The 24,132-nt window shown below is 46.1% G+C and carries 24 protein-coding genes; 11 read left to right on the forward strand and 13 right to left on the reverse strand.

Features of this window, described 5'->3' with window-relative positions; genetic code table 11:
- Nucleotides 1-208: 208 nt before the first annotated feature.
- Together ppnP and BS617_RS00970 are read right to left on the reverse strand one after the other, a co-directional pair.
- Nucleotides 209-490, reverse strand: coding sequence for a pyrimidine/purine nucleoside phosphorylase (gene ppnP / locus BS617_RS00965; protein WP_075171060.1), 282 nt, complete (start codon nt 488-490; stop codon nt 209-211).
- Between the two features lie 29 nt (nt 491-519).
- Complete coding sequence (locus BS617_RS00970; RefSeq protein ID WP_075171061.1) at nt 520-1,416, reverse strand: LysR family transcriptional regulator; 897 nt, start codon at nt 1,414-1,416, stop codon at nt 520-522.
- Between the two features lie 119 nt (nt 1,417-1,535).
- Here BS617_RS00970 and BS617_RS00975 point away from each other — a divergent pair, with 119 nt between their 5' ends.
- The gene (locus tag BS617_RS00975) at nt 1,536-2,741 is read left to right on the forward strand and encodes an MFS transporter (RefSeq protein ID WP_075171062.1); all 1,206 of its coding nucleotides are present in this window, start codon (nt 1,536-1,538) and stop codon (nt 2,739-2,741) included.
- 108 nt (nt 2,742-2,849) lie between these two features.
- Here BS617_RS00975 and BS617_RS00980 read toward each other — a convergent pair whose 3' ends face one another.
- Nucleotides 2,850-3,128, reverse strand: a complete 279-nt coding sequence (locus BS617_RS00980; protein ID WP_075171063.1) for a peptidylprolyl isomerase — start codon at nt 3,126-3,128, stop codon at nt 2,850-2,852.
- A gap of 130 nt (nt 3,129-3,258) precedes the next feature.
- Between BS617_RS00980 and BS617_RS00985 the strand changes: the two genes are divergently transcribed.
- Genes BS617_RS00985 through BS617_RS00995 form a run of 3 tightly spaced genes read left to right on the forward strand, consistent with a single transcriptional unit; the run spans nt 3,259 to nt 5,151 of the window.
- A complete protein-coding gene (locus tag BS617_RS00985; protein ID WP_075171064.1) occupies nt 3,259-3,924 on the forward strand; it encodes a fumarylacetoacetate hydrolase family protein in 666 nt (221 codons plus the stop codon).
- A 2-nt stretch (nt 3,925-3,926) separates the two neighbouring features.
- Nucleotides 3,927-4,712: a DUF2927 domain-containing protein gene (locus BS617_RS00990; RefSeq protein WP_170870306.1), complete on the forward strand. Its 786-nt coding sequence runs from the start codon at nt 3,927-3,929 to the stop codon at nt 4,710-4,712.
- A gap of 25 nt (nt 4,713-4,737) precedes the next feature.
- Complete coding sequence (locus tag BS617_RS00995) at nt 4,738-5,151, forward strand: CopD family protein (RefSeq protein WP_075171065.1); 414 nt, start codon at nt 4,738-4,740, stop codon at nt 5,149-5,151.
- Nucleotides 5,152-5,228: 77 nt separating this feature from the next.
- Here BS617_RS00995 and BS617_RS01000 read toward each other — a convergent pair whose 3' ends face one another.
- The 9 genes from BS617_RS01000 to BS617_RS01040 form a co-directional block, all read right to left on the reverse strand.
- Nucleotides 5,229-5,861: a ubiquinone biosynthesis accessory factor UbiJ gene (locus BS617_RS01000; RefSeq protein WP_075171066.1), complete on the reverse strand. Its 633-nt coding sequence runs from the start codon at nt 5,859-5,861 to the stop codon at nt 5,229-5,231.
- 48 nt (nt 5,862-5,909) lie between these two features.
- Entirely contained in the window at nt 5,910-6,668 is a 759-nt protein-coding gene (gene ubiE / locus BS617_RS01005; RefSeq protein WP_075171067.1) for a bifunctional demethylmenaquinone methyltransferase/2-methoxy-6-polyprenyl-1,4-benzoquinol methylase UbiE, read from the reverse strand.
- A gap of 100 nt (nt 6,669-6,768) precedes the next feature.
- The gene (locus BS617_RS01010) at nt 6,769-7,155 is read right to left on the reverse strand and encodes a gamma-butyrobetaine hydroxylase family protein (protein WP_075171068.1); all 387 of its coding nucleotides are present in this window, start codon (nt 7,153-7,155) and stop codon (nt 6,769-6,771) included.
- 75 nt (nt 7,156-7,230) lie between these two features.
- The gene (gene hslU / locus BS617_RS01015) at nt 7,231-8,568 is read right to left on the reverse strand and encodes an ATP-dependent protease ATPase subunit HslU (protein WP_075171069.1); all 1,338 of its coding nucleotides are present in this window, start codon (nt 8,566-8,568) and stop codon (nt 7,231-7,233) included.
- A gap of 20 nt (nt 8,569-8,588) precedes the next feature.
- The gene (gene hslV / locus BS617_RS01020) at nt 8,589-9,122 is read right to left on the reverse strand and encodes an ATP-dependent protease subunit HslV (protein WP_075171070.1); all 534 of its coding nucleotides are present in this window, start codon (nt 9,120-9,122) and stop codon (nt 8,589-8,591) included.
- An 84-nt stretch (nt 9,123-9,206) separates the two neighbouring features.
- Complete coding sequence (locus tag BS617_RS01025; protein ID WP_075171071.1) at nt 9,207-9,950, reverse strand: SPOR domain-containing protein; 744 nt, start codon at nt 9,948-9,950, stop codon at nt 9,207-9,209.
- Nucleotides 9,951-9,995: 45 nt separating this feature from the next.
- Complete coding sequence (gene argS, locus BS617_RS01030) at nt 9,996-11,756, reverse strand: arginine--tRNA ligase (protein ID WP_075171072.1); 1,761 nt, start codon at nt 11,754-11,756, stop codon at nt 9,996-9,998.
- Nucleotides 11,757-11,887: 131 nt separating this feature from the next.
- Nucleotides 11,888-13,861 carry a HAMP domain-containing methyl-accepting chemotaxis protein gene (locus BS617_RS01035; protein WP_075171073.1) on the reverse strand — a complete coding sequence of 658 codons (1,974 nt, stop codon included), beginning with the start codon at nt 13,859-13,861 and terminating at the stop codon, nt 11,888-11,890.
- Between the two features lie 99 nt (nt 13,862-13,960).
- A complete protein-coding gene (locus BS617_RS01040) occupies nt 13,961-16,192 on the reverse strand; it encodes a primosomal protein N' (RefSeq protein WP_075171074.1) in 2,232 nt (743 codons plus the stop codon).
- 197 nt (nt 16,193-16,389) lie between these two features.
- Between BS617_RS01040 and rpmE the strand changes: the two genes are divergently transcribed.
- The 3 genes from rpmE (at nt 16,390) to BS617_RS01055 (ending at nt 18,782) form a co-directional block, all read left to right on the forward strand.
- The gene (gene rpmE, locus BS617_RS01045; RefSeq protein WP_075171075.1) at nt 16,390-16,611 is read left to right on the forward strand and encodes a 50S ribosomal protein L31; all 222 of its coding nucleotides are present in this window, start codon (nt 16,390-16,392) and stop codon (nt 16,609-16,611) included.
- Between the two features lie 37 nt (nt 16,612-16,648).
- Entirely contained in the window at nt 16,649-17,389 is a 741-nt protein-coding gene (locus BS617_RS01050) for a thermonuclease family protein (RefSeq protein WP_075171076.1), read from the forward strand.
- A 124-nt stretch (nt 17,390-17,513) separates the two neighbouring features.
- Nucleotides 17,514-18,782, forward strand: a complete 1,269-nt coding sequence (locus tag BS617_RS01055) for a malic enzyme-like NAD(P)-binding protein (protein ID WP_075171077.1) — start codon at nt 17,514-17,516, stop codon at nt 18,780-18,782.
- A 66-nt stretch (nt 18,783-18,848) separates the two neighbouring features.
- Here the strand turns inward: BS617_RS01055 and BS617_RS01060 are convergent, their stop codons facing one another.
- Nucleotides 18,849-21,194 (reverse strand): penicillin-binding protein 1A, encoded by a 2,346-nt coding sequence (locus BS617_RS01060; protein ID WP_075171078.1) that lies wholly within the window; start codon nt 21,192-21,194, stop codon nt 18,849-18,851.
- A gap of 143 nt (nt 21,195-21,337) precedes the next feature.
- Here BS617_RS01060 and pilM point away from each other — a divergent pair, with 143 nt between their 5' ends.
- From pilM to BS617_RS01080, 4 genes are read left to right on the forward strand one after another with little or no spacing between them, the layout of a single operon-like run.
- Nucleotides 21,338-22,399, forward strand: a complete 1,062-nt coding sequence (gene pilM / locus BS617_RS01065; protein WP_075171079.1) for a type IV pilus assembly protein PilM — start codon at nt 21,338-21,340, stop codon at nt 22,397-22,399.
- A gap of 11 nt (nt 22,400-22,410) precedes the next feature.
- Nucleotides 22,411-22,998, forward strand: a complete 588-nt coding sequence (locus tag BS617_RS01070; RefSeq protein ID WP_075171080.1) for a PilN domain-containing protein — start codon at nt 22,411-22,413, stop codon at nt 22,996-22,998.
- Nucleotides 22,998-23,600 (forward strand): type IV pilus inner membrane component PilO, encoded by a 603-nt coding sequence (locus BS617_RS01075; RefSeq protein WP_075171081.1) that lies wholly within the window; start codon nt 22,998-23,000, stop codon nt 23,598-23,600. The genes BS617_RS01070 and BS617_RS01075 overlap by 1 nt, the downstream gene beginning before the upstream one ends.
- Nucleotides 23,581-24,132 (forward strand): pilus assembly protein PilP, encoded by a 552-nt coding sequence (locus BS617_RS01080; protein ID WP_246283307.1) that lies wholly within the window; start codon nt 23,581-23,583, stop codon nt 24,130-24,132. The genes BS617_RS01075 and BS617_RS01080 overlap by 20 nt, the downstream gene beginning before the upstream one ends.

Here is a 24,132-nt window from a genome sequence, read left to right on the forward strand (position 1 = left end):
GTAAAAGGGCGCTTATAGTATCACAGCGATAGATGAAAGTGATTGAACTAAGGTGGCGGATTGCTGGAAAAATATTCAATCAATGTTGAATGGCATTGACGCAGTGGTTGTATGAGTTCACAAAGCCAAGGGCTGTGTATTGCCTGTATCTAGAGAGCCAAAGCGCTAGCGGGCTAGCTATGAGCGCTTTGGTAACGACATCAAGTACTTAGTTGTAAAAGCACAGGTAAGCCGTTGCTTGCTTCACTTTGAGTTGGAACTTTTGGTTAGCCTCTACGGAAAACTCTGTTCCAGTAGGGTAACTAACGTAGTCGGTTGCACCAGGCAGCTTAACGATCAATTCGCCACTAACGACTTTCATGAGCTCTTTTACGCTGGTGCCAAACTCGTATTCACCGATATCCATAACACCGGCAGTGACTTTGCCTTCTGAATTTTCAAAGCCGATAGACTTTACATTACCATCGAAATATTCGTTTACATTTAGCATCTAAGTTCTCCGATTGAATCTGCGCAGCATCATAGAGGCTGGATGGGCGTTTGGCTATTGAAAAAATCTAAGAGAAAGTCAATAAATGCGCGGTTGGCTTGCGATAGGTAGCGGTCTTTATTCCACGCAATGGCTAAGTCTAGCCAAATAGGTTCGGCAAAAGGTAGCGAGACAAGGTCTGCTTCGTCGGCAACGGCCATTCCTAGCAGGGTGGATATACCATAACCCTGTTTTACAACAGACTTGATCAGAGGCACTAGGTTGGTTTCAAAGCCAATGTGTGGCTTGGCGCCAATTTGGTTGGCCAACCGGTCAACAACGTTGCGATGAAAATAACCTTGTTTAAACATCACCAGTTCTTCTTTAAAGAACTCGTCATAGGTAACGCTCGTTTGCTGCGCTAATGTGTGATGTTTACTCATTGTTACTAGCATCGGCTCGCGTAAAAAGACGGCTGTTTCCAGAGATGGCGTAACAAATTCGGAGACGACAACACCCATATCCAGTTGGCCTGCCTCTATCATCTTTTGCAGGTTCCACGTCCCTCCTTCGATAACTTCTAGGTCTAAGTTTGGATAACGGCGTTTGAAAGCGAGCAAAATGGGAGGGAAGTAATACGACCCTAACATACTGGATATGCCTATTCGCACTTTCCCTTGTTTCAAGCCTTTGAGTTCACGCATTTCGAGCTCTGCGCTGGCCAAGTTACTTAGGATGGTGTTGGCGTGTACCAGTAGTCTTTCTCCTTCATCTGTTAGCCGGATGTGGCGGTCACCGCGGTGAAACAGGGTTAAGTCTAGGGATTCTTCCAATTTGCGAATCGACATACTGATAGCGGGTTGAGCAATGTGTAATTGTTCTGCGGCGCGCGAAAAGCTTTGGCAGTGGGCTACGCGTTGGAAATAACGTAATTGCTTAGTATCCATATCAATATTTCTTATGTTGTTTATCATTTCTATATATTTTACTGATTCTAGTCTGAGGCGTACGCTAGCGCCATACCTATCTTGACTCGGCCTATCGGCAGACTATTTTGGAGTTTCTTATGATCGAAGCTGGTTCTTCTGCTTTTTGGCGTGCCACGTTAGCGCTGTGCCTTGGCTCATTTATGATTTTTGCTAATGTGTATGTGACACAACCTTTGCTGCCGACTATGGCGCATCACTTTGATATATCCGAGTTAAAAGCGAGCTGGAGTTTTACCATCACAACATTAATGTTGGGACTTTCTCTGCTTATCTATGGCCCGTTATCCGATGCCATAGGACGAAAAAATATTATAGCGGCAACGATGTCGGGCGTTGTACTAACCACCTTTTTATTATCGCAAACACAGGATTACCATCAGTTACTTGTTTTGCGAGGGGTTCAAGGTTTTTGCTTAGGCGGCCTGCCAGCAATAGCGGTCGCTTACTTAGGAGATGAGTTCCGTAAGGAAGCGATGTTGATGGCTGTTGGCTTTTACATCAGTGGAAACACGCTGGGAGGGATTGGTGGTCGATTAATTGGTGGTTTTGTTGGGGAATGGCTAGGCTGGTCAGAAGCTTTTTTAGTCATGACGCTGATTAGTTTTGTATTGCTCGCCGCGTTTTTGTTTTTATTACCTGCCTCTGAACACTTTAGCGCTAAGCCGTTACATCCTGCTTCAATGTTAAAAGGTATGAAGAACCATTTGCGTAATCCGCTGCTAATCTGTGCCTACCTAGTAGGGGGCTTTAACTTTTTCATATTTATCAATCAATATAGTTTTATTACTTTTGTGTTGGCTGCAGAACCTTATCATTTGTCACCAGCATGGTTAGGTATGCTTTTTTTAACGTATTTAAGTGGCACAGTGGGCTCGGCGATGTCAGGTAAAATCGCTAAGTCCATTCCACAAACAGTCTGCATGATGGTGGGGATTGCCTGCATGATGGTAGGTACATTGGTAACCCTGTTACCTTCAGTGGCTGCAATTATAGTGGGCTTTCTTATCAGTGCCTTTGGTTTCTTTTTTACGCACTCTACCGCCAGTGCGTGGGTGAGCCATAATGCTAACGAGAACAAAGCAAGTGCGTCTTCACTGTACTTGGTATTTTATTATTTGGGTGCCAGTACAGGTGGCTTTTATCTGTCGCCTTTTTGGCAATGGGCACAATGGGAGGGAGTGGTAGCAGGCTCGCTTCTGGTGTTGTTCGCTACTTTGAGCGTTGCCTATGTGTTGCATCGTTTACATCGTCAACACATGACGATTGGCGCAGTAACGCCATAGCTGAATGAAACGTGGAAGCCTTTACATGGTAAAGAGGCTAAGCACGGTTAAGTGCTTAGCCTTGTAGCAAGTACTTATCAACTGCATATAAGTACTCGTGGCGTACAGTTAAGTGCGGCTAGTTATTTCTAACAGGTGGTAGCCAAATTGTGTTTTGACGGGGCCGTGAACTTTGTTAAGTTCGCCTGAAAACACCACTTCGTCAAATTCGCGTACCATTTGACCGCGGCTAAACTCGCCTAGGTCTCCGCCTTGTGCACCAGAAGGGCAGCCGGATTTTTCTTTGGCAACTTTTGCAAAATCAGTACCGCTTTCGATTTGCTCTTTTAATGCTAAACACTCAGCTTCTGTGTTTACTAAAATATGGCGCGCACGTGCTCTAGCCATGATATTCCCCATTTAGTTTGACGATAAAGCGGTATAGGATACCGTTATTGGCGTGTAAACAAAAACATGCCTGCTATATGTTTGTACAAGATGAATTCACAATAACAAGGCTAACAAAATTGAGGTAGTTATGGCTTTTCAGCATTGCTTTACTGACGGTCGTTCGACAGGCTTGTGTTTAGGGAAGATAGTTTGTGTAGGCCGCAACTACGCGGATCATGCTAAAGAGCTTAATAACCCAATCCCTACGGAACCGTTACTCTTTATTAAGCCCTCGACATCGGCGGTTACTATGGAGCAATCGTTTGCCATTAATGAGCAATGGGGTAGCGTGCACTACGAAACTGAACTGGCTATTTTAATTGGTGAAACGCTCACTCATGCTAGTGAAGCCGAAGTCGCGAGTGGAATTGCAGGGGCAGGGCTTGCGTTAGACCTAACCATACGGGATGTACAGAGCAAACTAAAGGAGAAAGGGCAGCCATGGGAACGCGCTAAAGCGTTTGATGGTAGCTGTCCTTTATCTGTCTTTGTTCCGATAGAGCAGATAGATGATCTGCAAAACATACAAATTCAATTGCAAATTAATGGTGAAATGCGCCAAGACGGCAATTCATCAATGATGTTGAATAAGGTTGTTCCTTTGATCAGCGAGATAAGCCAGCTTTTTACATTAGAGCCTGGTGACGTCGTGATAACGGGGACTCCTGCTGGTGTAGGCCAGCTCAACAAAGGAGATCAGCTAGTCGCGTCGTTAGTTGATTTATTGCGTGTAGAAACCACCGTGGAAGGTTAGGTTTGATACAGCATTGTTGGAAACGCTACTGGCTGATTGCGCTGTTGGCGTTTTCTTCCCACGGGGTTCTAGCTGAAACGGCTCATTGGCAACAGCCGTCGTTTATTGAGCAGAGCTTTTTAACGATAGCTTTAGGAAGTGAGTACAACACAGCGGCTCGCGTGATCCATAAGTGGCGTAAGCCCGTTCGGGTGTATGTAACGCACCAAGTGGGTGATCAGGCCTTGCATGAATCCTTACTTTCCCAACACATTGCTCATCTTAAAAAGATTACACAGCATGATATTGCACTAACCGACCGAGCTGATCAGGCAAATGTGCGGGTCTTCTTTACTCAGGAAAGTCGGCTAATACCGCTTTTAAAAAAATATACCGGTGCAAGCACGGTAAAGAATGAGCGGGGCTCTGTTTGCATTGCGTCTTTTCGCCGTAATGCGCAGTCTGAGATAGTCGAAGCGCGCATCTTTATACCCGTGGATCGTGCTCGGCGGCATGCTAAGTTACTCGCCTGTATTGTGGAAGAGATAACTCAGGTCCTAGGGCTTCCTAGGGATGACGATGCGGTTTATCCCTCTATTTTTAATGATAAAAGTACTGATACATTGCTAACGGGCTTGGATGACTTGTTGCTGCGTATTTTATATACCCCTGCAATAAAGCCCGGTATGAATGAAGCTCAGGTGAAGCCTAAAGTACGTGCCGCTATTCAGTCCTTGCAACAAAAAGGTATGATCACTAATGCAGCGTTACGGGTTCGCTCTGAAGGTGAGCTGTATCAGTTGTTTTAGTCAAATGAGTCAATAAGGAAGTACGATGCTGTGGATTAAAATGTTTCATATTCTTGCCATGACCAGTTGGATGGCCGGTATCTTTTATTTGCCGCGTATCTTTGTGCATTACACAGAAGGGCGTGAGGCTGGCCAAGATGTAGAACGTCTGAAAATTATGGCGAAAAAGCTCTTTGGTTTTATGACGGTGATGGCGGTATTTACCTTAGGGCTAGGTCTTTATCTGTGGCTAGGTTATGGCTTTTCAGGTGGCTGGTTACATGCCAAATTAACATTTGTCGCTTTACTTATTGGGTATCACTTTTGGTGTCGTGCTTATCTCCAAAAGATGCTACTAGATGAGTTGGGAAAAACAGGTCGTTACTTTCGACTTTTTAATGAGTTGCCCTTACTCATTTTTATCCCTATTTTGATTTTTGTCGTTGTTAAACCTTTTTAATCCGTCATCTACATCAAACTCTCGTAAAGTGGTTTACGACTGAGTGTTCGATACGGTGGGTTAACGTAGGTGGGCTGTTAGTGAGCAGGCTCGTCAAGCTTGCTTTTAATCGCATTGATACGAGCGCTAAGGCGATCTGTTCGCTCACGTAGGGCGTCTACATCGGCCAAAAAGCACTCAGCCTCAGCACGTGGTGGGAGGATACGAATTTCTTCTTGGATATATTCGTTAATGTTCTGCGTTACGCTGGTGGTTACTTGTTTTGCATAGTTTATCTGACCGCGCGTCAGCGAAACGAGTTGGTGTGCCGATAGGTTACCCGTGATGTTAGCTAGTAGTGCTTCCCAGTCTATTTCTAGTTCGGCCAGTATCGTTTGAAATTGGCTGGCTAGCCCGGAGTTCCCTTCAACACTAATGCCGTGTCCAAAAAAATGTTCGCTCTTATCGTTGCTGTTTAGCAGCTTCATAAACGTAACAGAGTCGCCGCGCAACACGACATCTGGCGAGCTGGGAAACTGGTGCTGTAGCTGAACACCCCCTTGAATAGGGAGAATAAATAGCGATAAAGGCAGGTCTGTTACCTCAAATTGAATAACATTTCCTGCCAGTGCTTCGAGACGTTTACAAGTAACGGCATCTGTCTTAAGTAAGGGGTTGATTGTCTGCTCAACTGATTCGAGTATCGCTGTAGTAATCATTGCGAGTGACATAAGTAACGCCTCGTTATCTGGGTCAGTACTTGTAAATTAAGGGGTGCTCTAGGGCTTGATACCCGTGTGTAAAGCAACCACTCCGCCTGTCATGTTCTGGTACTTACAGTTGACTAATCCTGCGTTTTCCATCATTCCTTTGAGTGTGTCTTGATCAGGATGCATGCGAATCGATTCAGCCAAGTAGCGATAGCTTTCACTGTCGTTTGCAATAATTTTACCCATAGTAGGTAAGATATTAAACGAGTAGAAATCGTACATTTTGGTGAGCGCAATGTTATCTGTTTTAGAAAACTCAAGAACCATGACTTTACCGCCAGGCTTTAATACACGTGCCATTGAGCGTAAGGCGGCGTCTTTGTCCGTTACGTTACGCAAACCAAAAGCAATGGTGATGATGTCAAAAGTGTTGTCTGGGAATGGTAAACACTCGGCATTAGCTTGAACAAACTCTACATTTCCAGCTACACCGTTATCAATTAGGCGATCGCGACCCACTTTAAGCATGGAGTCATTAATATCAGCCAATACAACTTTGCCGGTAGGCCCTACAATGCGCGAGAAACGCTTGGTAAGATCGCCCGTGCCTCCGGCTATGTCCAAAATGGTATAGCCTTTCCGAGCACCGCTTTGTTCGATGGTTAGCTTTTTCCAAAGGCGATGAACTCCACCAGACATGAGATCATTCATGAGGTCGTATTTACCGGCCACAGAGTGGAACACATCCGCTACTCGTTTAACCTTTTCATCCGTTGGGACTTCTTTGAAACCAAAGTCGGTAGTGGATTTCTGATTTTGTTCGCTCATAGTGATCCGCTCTGTCTGCATGTGAGTATCAATTGACGCTGGCATTGTACCGAGGACAAGTGTGTTTGTCCTGTCTGAGATGTGGCTGATGTTGTTAAAACTAAACGGCTTTAAATTTCCCAATGAGTCCGCTGTCACGACTTTCACCAGCCGCTTCTAGCTTACTTAAGTATTCGGCCCAGTATTTTTCCTGATGTAGGGCTAAATCATATAAGTAAGGCCAGGTAAATAAACCGCTGTCATGCCCGTCATCAAAAATAATTTTGAGTGCGTAATTTCCAGATGCTTGTATGGCATTAATCCCAACAAACTTTTTACCTGTTTGCAGTACGCCGTTACCAATGCCATGACCGCGGACTTCGGCGGAAGGAGAATGGACACGTAAAAACTCAGCGGTTAGCTCATAACTCGTGTCACCATAAAAAAGCTCTAGAGTTTTCGATTTTTTATGTAACTTAATATTAGTGGGCAGTTGTGATGCATTCATCTGTATTTACCTATCAAAAAAGCCGGCTTCAGCCGGCTTTAATCTACATGCTTAATCTCAGTGTATCACTGCTGTTTAGAGAATGTAGTGGCTTAAGTCTTCATCATTGCTAAGCGCGTTAAGTTGTGAGTCGACGTACGCTGCATCAATCGTGATCGTTTTGCCTGTCTCATCGGAGGCATTATAAGACAAGTCCTCTAATAAGCGCTCCATCATGGTGTGCAAGCGGCGCGCACCAATATTTTCTGTGGACTCGTTAACCTGATACGCTAACTCGGCAATGCGTGCAATTCCGTCTTCTGCAAAAGTGATATCCACCCCTTCTGTTTTCATTAAGGCGATATATTGAGCTGTTAGTGAAGCTTTTGGCTCAGTTAAGATGCGGCGGAAGTCTTCCGGCGTTAACGCATTAAGCTCAACACGAATAGGCAGGCGGCCTTGTAGTTCAGGGATTAAGTCCGAAGGCTTCGCTAAGTGGAAAGCACCAGAGGCAATAAATAAGATATGGTCAGTCTTGACCATGCCGTATTTAGTGTTAACTGTACAGCCTTCGATTAGCGGCAGTAAGTCTCGCTGCACACCTTCACGAGAAACGTCGCCGCCGCTGGCTTCTGCACGTTTACAAACCTTGTCGATCTCATCTAAAAAGACAATGCCGTTTTGTTCTACAAGCTCTACAGCATTTTGTTTGAGATCTTCTTCTTTGACTAGTTTGGCGGCTTCTTCTTCAATTAAGAGCTTTAGCGCTTCTTTGACTGGCAGGCGACGGCTCTGTTTGTTACCGCTACCTAAATTAGAAAACATGCTTTGCAACTGGCTGGTCATTTCTTCCATGCCTGGCGGTGTCATGATTTCTACGCCCATTTTAGGCTGGCTTAATTCAATCTCAATTTCTTTGTCGTCGAGCTGACCTTCACGCAATTTTTTGCGGAAAATTTGGCGGGTTGCATTGTCCGTTTTACTGTCAGCGGGTGCTTCGTCAAAGTTGTTTGGACGAGCCTGCGGTAGTAGAGCATCTAGAACGCGCTCTTCGGCCGCATCCTCTGCACGGAATTTTACCTTTTCGGTTTCTTGAACCCGTAAAAGCTTGATCGCCATGTCCATTAGATCGCGAATAATGGTTTCCACATCGCGGCCCACATAGCCTACCTCGGTAAACTTAGTGGCTTCGACCTTGATAAAAGGTGCGTTGGCTAGTTTTGCTAGACGACGAGCAATCTCAGTTTTACCAACCCCAGTAGGGCCGATCATTAGAATGTTTTTAGGTGTAACTTCTGGACGTAGGTCATCTTCGAGTTGCATGCGGCGCCAGCGGTTACGTAGGGCTATCGCAACAGAGCGTTTGGCGTCCTGCTGGCCAACGATATGGCGATCCAGTTCGTGGACAATTTCACGAGGTGTCATGTTAGACATATTAAGGCTCCAGAATCTGGTTAGGACTGCTTGGCGGGCAGGCTTTCTAAGGTAAGGTTGTGGTTGGTAAACACACAAATATCAGCGGCGATGTTTAAGCTTTTTTCAACAATCTCAAGTGCGCTGAGATCAGTGTTTTCTACTAAGGCTTTCGCTGAGGCCAGCGCATAGTTACCGCCTGACCCAATCGCTATCACACCGTCTTCGGGTTCGATAACATCGCCTGATCCTGAAATGAGGTAGGTTTTTTCTTCGTTAGCGACCAACATGAGGGCTTCCAGCTTTCGTAAAGCGCGATCACTACGCCATTCTCGCGCTAGATGGATAACCGCATTGACGATATTGCCGTGGTGTTTATCAAGTTGTTGTTCAAATAAATCACGCAAGGTGATGGCATCAGCAGTACTACCTGCAAATCCAGTAATGACCTTGTGCTTTGGAAGAGGGTTGACCTTACGAGCAGTTCCCTTCATTACGGTGTTGCCTAGAGAAACCTGCCCATCACCGCCAACCACTACTTGGCCTGCGCGGCGTACTGATACAATCGTTGTCATATTGTTAACCTTATTAACGGTTCTTTAATAAGGAGGATATGGGATGCCCCTCGATAAATTTCAAGGGGGCGAGTCAAATCTGATTTAATCGATAGCGATTGTCATGGGGCTAATGCGCAAACGAGTAAGCTTATCGTGCACCTTGTTCATTTCTGAGCGGTTATCAAAAGGGCCTATGCGTACGCGATACCAAATGCCGTTGCTACCATCAGATTTATTGGTATGTACGTTTTTTAAACCGGACAATAATAACTGGGCCCGCATTTTTTCGGCATCTGCAGCGGTGCGGAATGAGGCGGCTTGGAGCACGTATTTTTTATCAAGTTTGGCGGTGCGTGGGGTGGATTTATAAGCGGCTACCTCTGCCGGAGTGATCTCGGTTTTTGGTAGCAGGTCATAAAACTCATAACGATTAGGGGCGTCAGTCGCTTCAGCGGTCGTTGATTGTTCAACCACTTTTACAGGCTCTGGCTTAGCGGGGGTAACGGGCTTGGGTGTAGTAGCCGGTTGTGCTTTGGATTTAGGAGCTGGCGGCGCTGCTTGTGTGGTGCGCTCGGGCACTGTAGGAGTGCTAACGGCCTTTTTGTCGGGCGACTTCGTAGGTGCCCTCACGGTTTCAGGTGAGTTGGGGTCAATATTAATTAAGCTATTTAGCAAATAGATAAGCCCAGCGAGTGCGGCTAGGCTTAAAAAGGCGAGTCCCCATGGCTTTTTCTTAGGCGGCGGAGGTGGAGCCGCTTTTTGAGCGCGTGGTTTTGCTGCCGGCCGTGATGGGCTGGCAGAGGAACCATTACGTTTTCTCTGTACGAAATCTTTACGCGATGCCATGGGGTGAAATCCTTCTTACAACCTGTCTTGCTTACAATCTATCGCTTACATCTGCTCAGGGGCGCTAACACCTAATAACGTAAGGCCATTATTGATAACCTGACGGGTGGCTTCGCTCAGTGTGACACGTGCGTTACGCATATCTGCATCATCAATCAGCATTTTGTTAGCGTTATAGTAAGCATGGAAATCATTGGCTAGTTCACGTAGGTAGTTAGCCAGCGCATGTGGTTCATAGTTAACGGCGGCATTAGTTAAGACTTCAGGGTACTTGGATAATTTAACAATTAAGTCTTTTTCGGACTCGGTATCCAATTTGGCTAAGTGCTCCAAACCTGCTTCTTTGTCCCAGCTCCAGCCTGCTTCTTCGAGTTTGCGCATGACAGAGCATACACGCGCGTGAGCGTACTGGATGTAATACACAGGGTTGTCTTTAGATGACGATTTAGCCAGCTCTAGATCAAAGTCCATATGCTGGTCAGCTTTACGAGCCACATAGAAGAAGCGACAAGCATCTTTACCCACTTCTTCACGAAGCTCGCGTAAGGTCACAAAGGAGCCAGAGCGCGTCGACATCTGAACGCGCTCTGTGCCGCGGTATAAAATGGCAAATTGCACTAGGCGTACTAGCAAACGATCTGGGTTATAACCAAGCGCTTCGCAAGCGGCTTTCATGCGGGCAATATAGCCGTGATGGTCTGATCCCCAAATATAAAGGACTTTGTCGAAGCCTCGCTCAAATTTGTTTTTAAGATAGGCAATATCTGATGCGAAGTAAGTGGTTTGCCCGTTGGCGCGACGAACAACACGGTCTTTGTCATCACCAAACTCAGTAGAGCGGAACCAAAGGTTGCCATCTTCTTCGAACAAGTAGCCATTCTTATCAAGTGTTTCTAAGGCGCTATCAACATCGCCGTGCACAGCTAAGCTGCGTTCTGAAAACCACTCTTGATAGGTGACGCCAAAGTCGGCGAGGTCATCGCGAATATCACTGAGGATAGAGTTTAATGCGGCATCAAAAAATACGGCATAACCCTGCTCTCCAAGCAGTGCTTGTGCGCGTTCGATAAGCGCGTCTATATGTGTTTCTTTGTCGCCACCTTGGGGCTCATCCGCCGGTATGTCAGCCATGACAGTGGAGATCGCATGTACGTACTTATCACCATCGCTATCAATGATGCTTTGCGCAATATCGAAAATATATTCGCCTTTATAACCATTGCTTGGAAAGGTTACGGCTTCGCCTTGTTTTTCTAAGTAACGCAACCAGACACTGGTCCCTAGAATATTCATTTGGCGACCCGCATCATTCACATAGTACTCTCGCTCTACCGGGACCCCGGCGGCTTCAAGTAAATCAGCTACTGACGCCCCATAAGCGGCTCCGCGCCCGTGACCCACATGGAGGGGACCGGTTGGGTTGGCGGATACGAACTCTACCTGAACGCGCTCATCCTGCTTAGCAAGGCCGCGACCAAATTCCGCTTTTTGCTCTAAAATGGTATTGATGACGGCGGCTGTTGAGGCTTGGCTTACGAAAAAGTTAATAAAGCCTGGCCCTGCAATTTCTGTTTTTACAAGGCTGTCCGAAGCGGGTAAGGCATCAATTAGCTGTTGAGCTAGCTCACGCGGGTTTCGTCGTGCCGGTTTTGCTAAAGTCAGTGCGATGTTGCTGGCAAAATCACCGTGAGCTTTGTCGCGTGTGTTTTCAACCATGATGTTAGGCTGGATATCGTCGGCTAATACGCCGTTCTTGATCAAAGTGTCTAAGGCGACGCTGATCAGATCTGCAATCTGCTGTTTCATTGACTTTAAATCACCGGTCGGTTCGAAAGATTGTAACGAGTGTCGTTAAAGAACCGAGTATTATCCTCTGTTGTGGCGGGGATGTTAACCCCTTGCCACAACAGATTGCCTGTTTTTTTAAGCTTTCGTATTTAGGTTCTAAAGCGTTGGATTAATGCGCGTTGCGCTTCGGCGATACGAAGTAGTCCAGAGCTGCTCTCGGAAGCGTGGTTGGCGCCTTTGGCTGTTTCTGTCGATGCCGCATTAATAGCAACCAATGTACGGCTTACTTCCTGTACTGCATGCGTTTGTTCGGTAGACGCCGCTGCTATCTGTGTATTCATTTGGCGAATACTGTGGATAGCGGCTTGCATGGCCTGCAAGGCATCATTAGATGAGCGCGCGTAGTCCACACAGCGTGCGGCTTGATCATGGCTGTCTTGCATGCTGGTAACAACACTACTAATGCGGTGCTGCATGTTACTGACCATGGACTGGATTTCTACGGTAGAATTTTGCGTGCGGCTCGCTAGTTGGCGTACCTCGTCGGCTACAACGGCAAACCCACGTCCGTGATCTCCTGCGCGTGCCGCTTCAATAGCGGCGTTGAGTGCTAATAAGTTGGTTTGCTCGGCGATGGTGTTAATCGTTTCGAGAATGCTATCAATCTTCTTGCCATCTGCCGCCAACTCGGTTGACGCATTCATTGCAGATTGGATAACTTGCGATTGAGATGTAATGCTGTTGTGCGTTTGTTCCATCTTCTTGTGGGCGTCGCGGCCGAGGTCATCGCACTTTTGAACACTTTCTAGCGTGGCGTCGGAGTGCTGAGAAACCTCCTCGACTGAATGCTCTAATTCGGTAGCGGCCGCTGAAGTCTGTTCGAGTTGCGCGCTCTGTTGATCCATCGACTTGGTCGTGGATAAACTGATGCGCTCATTTTCAGACGCAACTTGCGATAGTTCTTGTGAATTTTTTAGCATTTGCTTGAGGATATCTCTCAAACTATTCGTCACGGTATTTAAGTCGGCCGATAGTAATCCAAACTCATCTTTACGACGTTGATCAAACTCCACCGTCAGGTTGCCTTGGCTTAGTTCGCCCAATTGATGCTGGATTTTAGCGAGTGGTTTGCGGATGGTTAACAAAATAATCCAGCCCACCAAACCGGCAATGAGCAAACCAATGATGCTCAAGCCAATAATCAACGATTTGCTAGTAATGATTGCGCTGGCAGCGGTAGCTTGTGCTGCTTGTGTATTGGCTAAGCCGATAGAAAGAACGTTGTTGAGCGATGCCTCTGCTGTGTCTTGATGTGTTTTGGCGATTGCTAATGTTTCGTTGCGCTTGTGTTGATTATTGTTTTTATTGATATAAGCGCCTAACAGGCCCGTATCTTCCTTGAGTGCGTCAGCGAGCCCAGTAATAACCCCCTCTATACGGGAAGCTTTGGGGTCCTGTTGCAGGAAGCTTTTATAGCTTGATAACATTTTTCCTTTTAGCTCACCCATGGATTTTTTGAGGTTACCAAGGTCGCCAGTTTTTTCGTAAATACGAATATTCAGGCGAATGTTATTAATTACCTTATTAAGCCCTTGGTACTCAGAAATGGCGGTGGGCGATGCTCGTCCTGAGCTGATATAGCGTTGTCCCCAGCGAGCTAATGAGTCAATTTGAGATTGGAATAATTGGCCTTCGCTCACCATAGAGGTATCGATTAAAATGCCTTCAGCATGTAACCGTTTTAGTATTTTAGCCGCTTCATGGTATTGCTCTGCGGAAGTTTTGGCATCGACTAATGCCGTGTTGATCGGTGAGCCTTCTGAGGTTTGCGCCTGCAGCTGCTCTATTTCTTGATGGAACTGCTCGTAGCTTTGATCAAAGCTGTCGATGTGTGTTTGGAAATCTTCAGCCCCGCTGTTGAGAAACTGTAGCAGGGCTTGGTTCGCGTTATTAAGTGATAGTATTTGCTGGTAACTGCCCACGAGCTTAGGGATTGAATCTTCCGAGACAACTTGGAGCTGTTGGTTGATTTTATTAATCCCCGTTATGCCTCCAATACCCACCACAAGAATGGTAATGGCCAATATGCTAAAGCCTAGTATTATTTTTTTAACTATGTTCATCTGCTTTTACACCATAACGAAAGCTGAAATTTTGGGTGGTAGATGAGCGTGTTGTCGGCCTTTAGTACTAGATCATTAGGCTAATTTGTTAATGATTAGTTAATAAAGGTCATATGGGTCAACATCAACGGACCAGCGTACTTTAGAATGGCTTGGGTGCTCATCGCTTACTAAGCATAGATGAGATAAGCAGTTTTGCAGGTGAATTCGGGACGGGCAGCTTAAGAGCAGTTGGGAGCGAAATACGCCCGCTTTCTTCTCCATAGGTGATGGGAAAGGGCCTTGCCAATCAATACCCCCAAATGAGGGCGCTATAGCTTCCCGTAAGGATTGTAAAAAGCTTTCTGCAGTGCCTGGTTTTTGGGATTCAGCGCGTACAATGGCGATAAAGCGAAAGGGCGCAAGCTGATACTGTTTGCGAAGCGTTAATTCAGCAGCCGCAAACGCTTCGTAGCCTGCAAGGGCTAGATTGGTGAGCAGTGGATGATCTGCGTGCAGCGTTTGTAAAAATACAGTGCCAGGATGGTCCGCGCGCCCAGCACGCCCAGCTACTTGGGTTATGAGTTGGGCGGTTCGTTCCATGCCTCTAAAGTCGGTACTAAATAAACCACCGTCTGCATCTAATATAGCGACCAGAGTGACTCTGGGGAAATGGTGCCCCTTTGCTAGCATTTGAGTGCCTACTAATATGCATGGCTCCCCGCTGTGAACTTGCTCCATCAGCTTATCAAGTGAGCCTTTTCGTGAAGTACTATCACGATCAATGCGCAATACTGAGGTGTTAGGAAAGAGGCTTTGGAGTGTTTGTTCGGTGCGCTCTGTACCGGCCCCTTGTGGTTTTATTGCATCGCTACCACATTGGTCGCAACGGGCGGGAATGGGGCGTTGGCTGTCGCAATGGTGGCAGTGTAAGTGAGCTGGGTTGTAATGCAGGGTCATACGGGCATCGCAGCGGCGACACTCGGCAATCCATCCACAATCATGGCAGCTTAAACTGGGCGCAAAACCACGCCGGTTAATGAAGACCAGTACCTGCGTGCCTTGCTCTATATGAGCTTTTATGTGCTCTATTAACACATCACTAAGACCGTTGTGGAGCCGAGCGCCGCGAATATCTAGTAGCTTAAACTCAGGCGCTTTGGCGTTACCAGCACGTTGGCGCAAGGTAAAGTGACGATAGCGGCCTGATTGGCAGTTGTGCAGAGTCTCTAACGATGGGGTAGCGCTCCCTAAAATTACCGGGATGTTTTCAGCATGCGCGCGCACTACTGATAAATCTCTGGCTGAATAACGAAAGCCTTCTTGCTGTTTGAAAGAGCCGTCGTGCTCTTCGTCAATGATAATAATGCCGGGGTTCTGCAAAGGGGTAAATATTGCTGAGCGTGTCCCAATAATAATTTTAGCCCGACCATCACGCGCATCTAACCAGGCTTCTAGACGCTGTTTGTCGGTTAAGTTTGAGTGCAAAATACGGATAGGGACATTAAATCGCTGTTTGAATCGTTGTACTGTTTGGGGTGTTAGTCCTATTTCTGGTACGAGCACAAGGGCTTGTTGTCCAGCATTGAGAACGTTAGTAATGGCTTGTAAATAGACCTCGGTTTTACCTGAGCCAGTGATGCCGTCCAGCAGAATTGGGCTGAAGTGAGGGGCGTTTTGTAAGTGTTTTACCACGAGTGCTTGTTCAGGATTGAGTGTTAGAGGCGCTTCCTTGAGAGGGTTGGATACGGGCGGTGTGCTTTCTTGCAGTTGCTCTCTGATCAGGCCTTTATTAAATAATGCTTTCAGTGCTTGGCTGTCGCCTCCTTCTGCCCGAAACGCTTCACGACTGATACCAGCAGGATGATCCGCAATAATTTGGAAGCTATTACGAAGTTTGCTAGCGTTTTTAGCGAGTTGTTCAATATTGGCATGAGGCGTGATTTGCCAAACATAATGATGAGCGCTATCAGTCGAGCTTCCTTTGCGGAGTAAAGCGGGGAGGGCGTGTAAAACCGCATCGCCAACGGGGTGTTGGTAGTAGTCAGCAGCCCATAGAACAAGCTCCAGCATGTAGCTTGGGAGTAAAGGCTCATCATCAATAAATTCGTTGATGGGTTTTAGTTTATTGCGTGGGACGTCAGTTTCAGTGACTTCATCTAATACAACACCTATTAATTCTCGGCGCCCAAAAGGAACTTTTACACGTCTGCCAATGCCTGAATTTGTAGAATAGGCGTGACTGCTGTCTAAAGTCACACTCTCCGTGCTCGTTTCGGAGCCGCAAGGAGGTAAATAATCAAAGAGCCTTCGTAAGGGCGAAGGGATTGCAACGCGCAGCAGTTTATTCATGTAACGTGATTGCCATTGGTGAGCACAGAGGGCTCAGTGTAAGGTTTTTTAAGTATGAGTTCACGGGTTGCAGTTGTCGTCGCGCGGCACTATAATGCCGCGCTAATTCCCCATAGTTGATTTTTTGATCAGCTTAATCTTTGTACGGTGCCTGGCAAAAGATCAGGTGGCGGTGCAAAAACATACTCGAGGTTAACATGAGAGCGGACATTCATCCGAATTACGGTAGCATTTCTATTTCTTGTTCATGTGGCAATACTATGGACATTAAATCTACAGCAAGCGAAAGCATGCACGTTGACGTATGCAGCCAGTGCCACCCATTCTTTACTGGTAAGCAAAAAGACGCTACTACAGGTGGTCGTATTGATCGCTTCAACAAGCGTTTCGGTGCTGTTGGTACTAAGAAAGACGCATAATTTAATGCGAACTGATTTGATAAAAAAGGCACTCTTTATGAGTGCCTTTTTTGTGTCTGTAGTCGTACTGCCCGCAAAGGCGAGTGCTTTGGGGTGTGGGCCCGTACTGGCAAATAAGTTGGTTGAGGTCTCTTATGTATACGATGGCGATACTGTCAAAATAGCCCAACGGCAAAAAGTAAGGCTGGCAGGTATTAATACGCCTGAATTGGATAGCACTAATCTCGTTATATCAGAGGTTGCGGCGCAAGCAACCGTTTTTACCCGCCACTGGATTGATCAAAACGCACCTGTATATTTACAAGTGGCTCAAGACGCAAAAGACAATTACGGGCGGACTTTGGGGTATCTTGTATCAGGCAATGGTGAAGACCTAGGCGAGGCGTTAATCAAGAAAGGGTTAGCTTATGCGGTGACCGTCGCCCCGAATGATGAAAAGCAGCAATGTTATGCTCGTGCTGAAACGCTCGCGAGAAAGGCCCGCGTGGGAGTTTGGTCAAGTAAGTCGGTTGTGTCGCGTGCCTTAAATATCAAGTCAGCCGGATTTCAATTAATCACAGGAAAAATAACACGCGTTTTTCATTTTAAAACGGCTGATGCGGTCGTCATTGATGATTCTATTGTTCTGATGATAAAGCCCAAACCTTCGATGCCTTTGCGTATAGGTCGGTCGTTAGAAGTGCGAGGCTGGGTAAATAAGAAACGCTTTCGTTACGACGATTTTACTGCTTTATATGTACTTCATTTGAATAATATAGCCAACATCAAAGTCTTATAGTCGCTCGAAACAGGCATAAATAGTCGCTCTGGCGGGCGATGCAGCATGAGATATAGTTGTTCAAATATTCCCTTTTCTATATGATTGTTCGTCCGTCTTTTGTATAAAAATTGGAATAGCGACCATGTCTGAAGATCTAAAAAAAGCGGCGCTGGATTACCATGAATTCCCTCGTCCAGGTAAAATTAGTGTTGAGCTGTCAACTCCAGCTGCCACTGCGCGTGATCTTTCTCTTGCCTACAGCCCGGGTGTTGCCGAGCCAGTGCGTGAAATAGCTAAAGATCCTGATAATGCTTATCGCTACACAGCGAAAGGCAACCTGGTAGCCGTGATCTCAAACGGTTCTGCGATTCTGGGGTTAGGTGATCTAGGGCCTTTGGCTTCTAAGCCTGTAATGGAAGGTAAATCACTTCTGTTTAAAAAGTTTGCCGGTATTGATTCAATTGATATCGAAGTGGACGCTGAAAGCCCGCAGGCTTTCATTGATACGGTTGCACGTATTGCTGAAACATTTGGTGGCATTAACTTGGAAGATATCAAGGCGCCTGAATGCTTCGAAATTGAGCGTGCTCTGATTGAGCGTTGTAATATCCCTGTTTTCCATGATGACCAGCACGGTACAGCAATTGTTACCGCGGCAGGTATGATTAATGCGCTAGAAGTAGCTGGCAAAAAGCTTGAAGAAGCGACTATTGTTACGCTAGGTGCTGGTGCAGCGGCAGTTGCTTGTATGAAGCTGTTGCTGAATATGGGTGCTAAAGTTGAAAATATTTTCATGTTAGACCGTAAGGGTGTTATTCACTCTGGACGTGAAGATCTTTCAACTGAGAAAGCTATCTTTGCAACGGAAACTGATAAGCGTACTTTGGATGATGCCATTGATGGTGCCGACGTATTTGTTGGTTTGTCTGGGCCGAACTTGTTGTCTGCCGATCAGCTGAAAAAGATGGCGGCTTCTCCGGTCGTGTTTGCTTGTGCAAACCCTGATCCAGAAATTCATCCAGATCTTGCTCACTCAACGCGAGATGATGTCATTATGGCAACAGGCCGTTCTGACTTCCCTAATCAGGTAAATAACGTACTTGGCTTCCCATTCATCTTCCGTGGTGCATTGGATGTGCGTGCTTCAGCGATTAATGAAGAAATGAAAGCTGCAGCTGTTCGTGCATTAGCTGATTTGGCTAAAGAGCCTGTGCCGCAAGCCGTCTTGGACGCTTACGGACTAGAGTCTCTGTCTTTTGGTCCGCAATACATTATTCCTAAGCCAACTGATGAGCGTTTGTTTGGTGCGTTGTCTATGGCTGTTGCACAAGCCGCAATCGACACGGGTGTGGCTCGTTTGCCATTACCAGCTCATTATCCGCTTACAACGGTGGATGCGTTACTAAAATAAACCGTATGTTTTTTTAGTAGTAGACAGTAAAAAGCCCGGCTAGCCGGGCTTTTTGTTATTTTGCGTTTAGAAAATGTCTTCGGTAGATTTTCCACCGCTGTAGCCTGCGCTAGCACCATATCCCGGTGTTTTGTCAGAGCTAAAGTATTCATAAATGGTATTGCCCGAACCCGCCGATGCTCTCATGCCTGTGGCGGCGTCGATGCGCAGTTGTATGATGCCACCAGGCTTGAGCACGGGCGCTTCAGGGGTGTCTTTAAGGGCATCACGCATGAAGTTGATCCATAGCGGTAATGCAGCCGTGCCACCGTATTCACGTTTACCTAGCGTGCTAGGTTGATCGTAGCCCACCCAAGCTGTCGCCACTAATTCGCGGTTGTAACCTGTAAACCAAGCATCTTTTTGGTCGTTGGTGGTGCCTGTTTTTCCTGCTAGGTCGTTTCGCTTCAGTACACGGGCTGCGGTTGCTGTGCCGCGTCGAATAACATCCTGCAAAATAGTATAAAGCAGATAGTTAGCACGGCTGTCCATAATTCGTGGTGCTTTGGTGGTTTGCTCGTCGGAACAGTCTGAACAAACAATCGGGTAATTCGCTTCAAAGACAGTGTTACCGTAACCATCCTCTATTTTTTTAATAAAGTTAGGCGTGACTTTGTAGCCTCCGTTAGCAAAAGCGGCGTAGCCCGTAATTAGCTCTAATGGTGTGACATCTGCGCTTCCTAGCGACAGAGAAAGGTTATGTGGGAGCTTAGTGGTATCAAACCCGAATCGGCCTAGGTATTCGATCGCTGTTCCTATGCCAAGTGCGCGAAGTAGTCGAATAGATACTAAATTGCGGGAACGGTAGAGGCCAACACGCAAGCGTGTGGGCCCAGCAAAGCTGCGTCCTGAGTTTTCGGGTCTCCAAGAATTGTCCATGTTAGTGCTATCTAGGACGATGGGAGCATCATTGATGACGGATGCAGGTGTGTAGCCGTTTTCGAGCGCAGCAGCATAAATAAAGGGTTTAAAGTTAGATCCTGGCTGGCGATAAGCCTGCGTGGCTCGGTTGAAGTTGTTGTAAGCAAAACTAAAACCACCTACAAGGGCTTCAATGGCACCTGTTTGCGGTTTCATGGCTACCATGGCACCTTGTACCTTGGGCACTTGGCTTAGCTCCCAGTGGTCTTCTACGTATAAAACACGGATAACGTCGCCGAGTGCGACAACGTCTTCAGGCTTTTTGGGGTCATAGCCGTAGGCATTCACACTTTTGAATGGCTTGGCCCACTTTAGGCCATCCCATTCAATGGTGATCTCTTCGCCGTCTTTCTTGATGGCTTTGGTTGTTTTGTCTTCGATGGCCACCACAATGGCCGGCTCAAGATCCGTGTACATCAATTCATCTTTTAAAAGCTGGGTGATTTCAGCGTTTGAAAGGTCAGTAATGTTGTGGTTCTTTTCTGGGCCTCGATAACCGTGGCGTTTAACGTAGCTTAATAAGCCGTCACGAACAGCTCGGTTAGCAAAAATCTGCTTCTGGCTGTCAATGGTAGTATGAACGGTGAACCCATCTGTGTATAAGTCTTCACCATACTGCTCGTATAGCTCACCCCTGACCATTTCTGCTATGTAGGGTGCATATAATTCTATTTCTGTCGTATGGTACTTGGCGGTCACAGGAGAGTTGGCGGCTTCTTCGTATTCGCTTTCAGAAATGAAGGCTAGCTCTTTCATGCGTCCTAAAATCCAGTTGCGTCTTTCTAAAGCTCGGCTAGGGTTAGTAATCGGGTTGTAGGCAGATGGAGCTTTAGGTAAGCCAGCAATCATGGCTAATTGTGCTAAATTTAGTTCATCAATGTTTTTACCGTAATAAACATTGGCCGCTGATTGGATACCATAGGAGCGGTGGCCTAAATAGATTTTATTAACATAAAGTTCGAAAATTTCCGGTTTGCTAAGGGAACGTTCAATTTTCAACGCTAATAATATCTCATTAAATTTCCGCTCGAATGTTCGATCGCGAGAAAGAAAGAAGTTTTTGGCTACTTGCATTGTGATGGTTGATCCACCACTTTGTATGCGGCCGGTAGAAACAAGCTGGACAGCAGCGCGCGTTAGCCCCTTTATATCGATGCCACTGTGCTCGAAGAATCGGCTATCTTCTGCTGCCTGTAGTGCTTGAACAAAGCGCTCAGGGATTTGTTCGTAAGTAACGGGGATACGCTTCTTTTCGCCGAATTCGGCGATGAGTTTGCCATCACTTGAAAGTACTTTTAGTGGTGTTTGGAATTTTGTATCACGCAGAGTCTCGACATCTGGCAATTGCGGTACAAAATGTTGGTATAGCGCAAAAGCAGCAATACCTCCGATAATGGATCCAAGTACAATGAAAATGATGGTAATACGGCAAAACCATGTTAGAACGCGCATAAAGACCTTGGTCGTTGAAAGTTAGAGGGGCATTATATCGACGCTAATATAGCCTCTCCACATGAATTAGAGTTTAATTTTGTGCAAATTATAGCTAAAGTCTGCATACAGAGCGTAAATCTATATGATTAAAGGAAAAATCTGTGGTCAGTTTGTTTCGCAAAAAGACAGCTAGCTGGGTTGGAGTCGATATTGGGTCCTCGTCTGTTAAGCTGGTTGCGCTTTCGCGTCATGGCAGCTCAATAGGGTTGGATGCCTACGCAATCGTTGCTTTACCACCCTCGGCGGTGGTCGATGGAAATGTGCAAGAAATTAATGCCGTATCGGAAGCTATCGAAAGAGGCGTTAAGATCTGTGGGATTCGCCAAGCCAATACGATTTGCGCGGTTCCTTCTTCATCGGTCATCATCAAAAAAATTGAGTTGAGTAATGTTTTCACTGAAATAGAGCTCGAAGAGCAAGTGAAAGTAGAAGCTGATCAATTCATACCGTACCCGCTTGATGAGGTCGCGTTGGATTTCGAAATAGTGGGCCCTACCGCTAATAATCCGGACTTAAATGAGATCCTGCTGGTGGCGTGTCGTCGTGACGATGTCGATCAGCGCGAGGATGCCATTAATGCCGCTGGTTTAAAGTGCGAAATCGTAGATGTTGATACCTACGCCATGGAGCGTGTGTTTCCCATATTGATTAACGAAAATCTCAAAGCGGACGATATGGTAGCCATAGTGGATGTAGGTGCTGCCACATTGACTTTGAATGTCGTGCGAAACGGTCAAATTATTTACAACCGTGAGCAGTCATTTGGTGGTAATGACTTAACGACCAGTATTCATCATCAATATGGAATGGCTATTGACGAGGTCGAACAAGCGCTACGTTTGGGTGAAGTGAGCGATGAAGTCAAAGAAATAATGGTTTACCCATTTCGATTTACGATTGCTCAGCAAGTTTCGCGTGCACTTCAGTTCTTTTATTCATCGGGTGTCCAGTCCCAGCTAGAGCGGATCTACCTGTGTGGCGGAGCTGCGTCAATTGATGGTATTGGTGACGTGCTAACAGAGGAACTATCAATGTCAGTGACCTTGGCTAAGCCGTTTGATGACATGAATATTGGTGCGAAAGTTAATCGCGAACGTTTAATAAAAGATACACCTGCATTGGTTAAAGCGTGTGGTTTGGCATTACGATCTTTTGATCAATAGGGGCGTAAATTATGGCAAAGATTAACCTTCGCCCCTGGCGTGAAGAGCGTTCAGCGGCAAGACAAAAGCAGTTTATTACCAATGTATTGGCCGCTTGTTTGGTTGGCGCGGCCGTCGTTTTTGTAGCCGGTACGTATTACGACATACAAATGGACCGTCAGGGACAGCGTAATACTTACCTTCAAGGAAAAATAACTGACTTAGATGCTAAATTAAAAGAAATCGAAGAGCTGAAAGCTCAACGAGAGCGTTTACTTGCACGACTTAACGCCATTCAAGAGTTGCAAGGTAACCGCCCTATCATTGTTCGTAATTTTGATGAATTAGTGCGGGTTTTGCCTGATTCTATTAATTACACTGCAGTAGAACGAAAAGAGTCCGGTTTTAAAGAAACTGGCCTTAAGGGTGATACGTTGCGCATTGAGGGTATAGTTGCTCAGAACAAGGATGTATCAGAGCTTATGCGAAATATGGATAACTCAATTTGGTTTGGAGAGCCCGACCTCGCTAAGGTTGGTGATATAAATAGTCAGGCGGGTGTGCGCTCGTTTGATCTGCGTGTTCTGTTGGCAAAACCTAAAGCTGAGGAGACGCAATAATGCAGGCATTTAAAGCGGCTTTTCAGGGCTTTGATCCCAACAACCTAGATGTTAATACAGCGGGTAATTGGCCTATAGGCATAAAGGTAATTGTCTATTTACTGTTTTTTATTCTGGTATTGTTTGCCGGTAATCATTTCTATATCAGTGATAAAGCTGGTCAGTTGGATCGTGAAGTGGCCAAAGAAACAGATCTTCGACAAGAGTTTCAGCGAAAATCGTTTCAAGTTGCTAACTTGGCTGCGCTTCGTAAACAAATGGCCGATGTAGAGGAAGAGTTTTCTGAACTCTTGCGACAGTTGCCTACTGAAAAAGAAGTACCAGGCCTTCTTGAAGATATTTCAGATATTGGTCGCGCAGCTGGTTTAGACATTAAATTAATTGAATTAGCGCCCGAGAAAAAAGAGCAGTTTTATATCGAGCTTCCAATTAACATTGTAGTGCGTGGTACTTATCATCAGATGGGGCAGTTTGTTAGTGGTATTGCCGCTATCCGTCGTATCGTAACCTTGCATGACTTTATTATTACACCGGTGCCTGAAGGTGGACTAGAAATGAAAATTTTAGCGAAGACATACCGATATGATGATACTGAAAAGTAAACCATTAGTGGTGGCTGTACTTTGCAGCATAGTGGCCTCTGGGTGCGTCTGGGTTGAAGATACGCAGGACTTAGCATCGTTTGTTTCTGATGTGCAGTCCAAACCACGTGGTACTATTGAACCATTGCCCACATTTGAGCCTTACCATAGCTTTGTATATCAAGGCGCTAGTTTGCGAGATCCTTTTGTTCCTTTGGTCAAAATTGAGTCCGCATTAGATATCGAATACGACGATAGCGATGGGGTAGAGCCAGATCAAAATCGGCCACGAAGCTATTTGGAACAATTTTCTATTGATGACTTACACATGGTAGGGACAATAGGAAAAACAGACCAAAAGAGTGTTTGGTCATTAATCTTAGATGATAATGGCGAAATACATCGTGTATCTGTCGGGGATTATATCGGACTAGACTTTGGTAAGGTCGTCGCTGTAAATGAGCAGCGTGTAGATGTTATTGAAATTATTTCGAATGGACGCGGTGGGTGGATGCAACGCCCGCGCACTTTAGAGTTGGTTGAGCAGGAATAA

It is taken from the genome of Neptunomonas phycophila (assembly GCF_001922575.1).
GTDB lineage: Bacteria > Pseudomonadota > Gammaproteobacteria > Pseudomonadales > Balneatricaceae > Neptunomonas > Neptunomonas phycophila.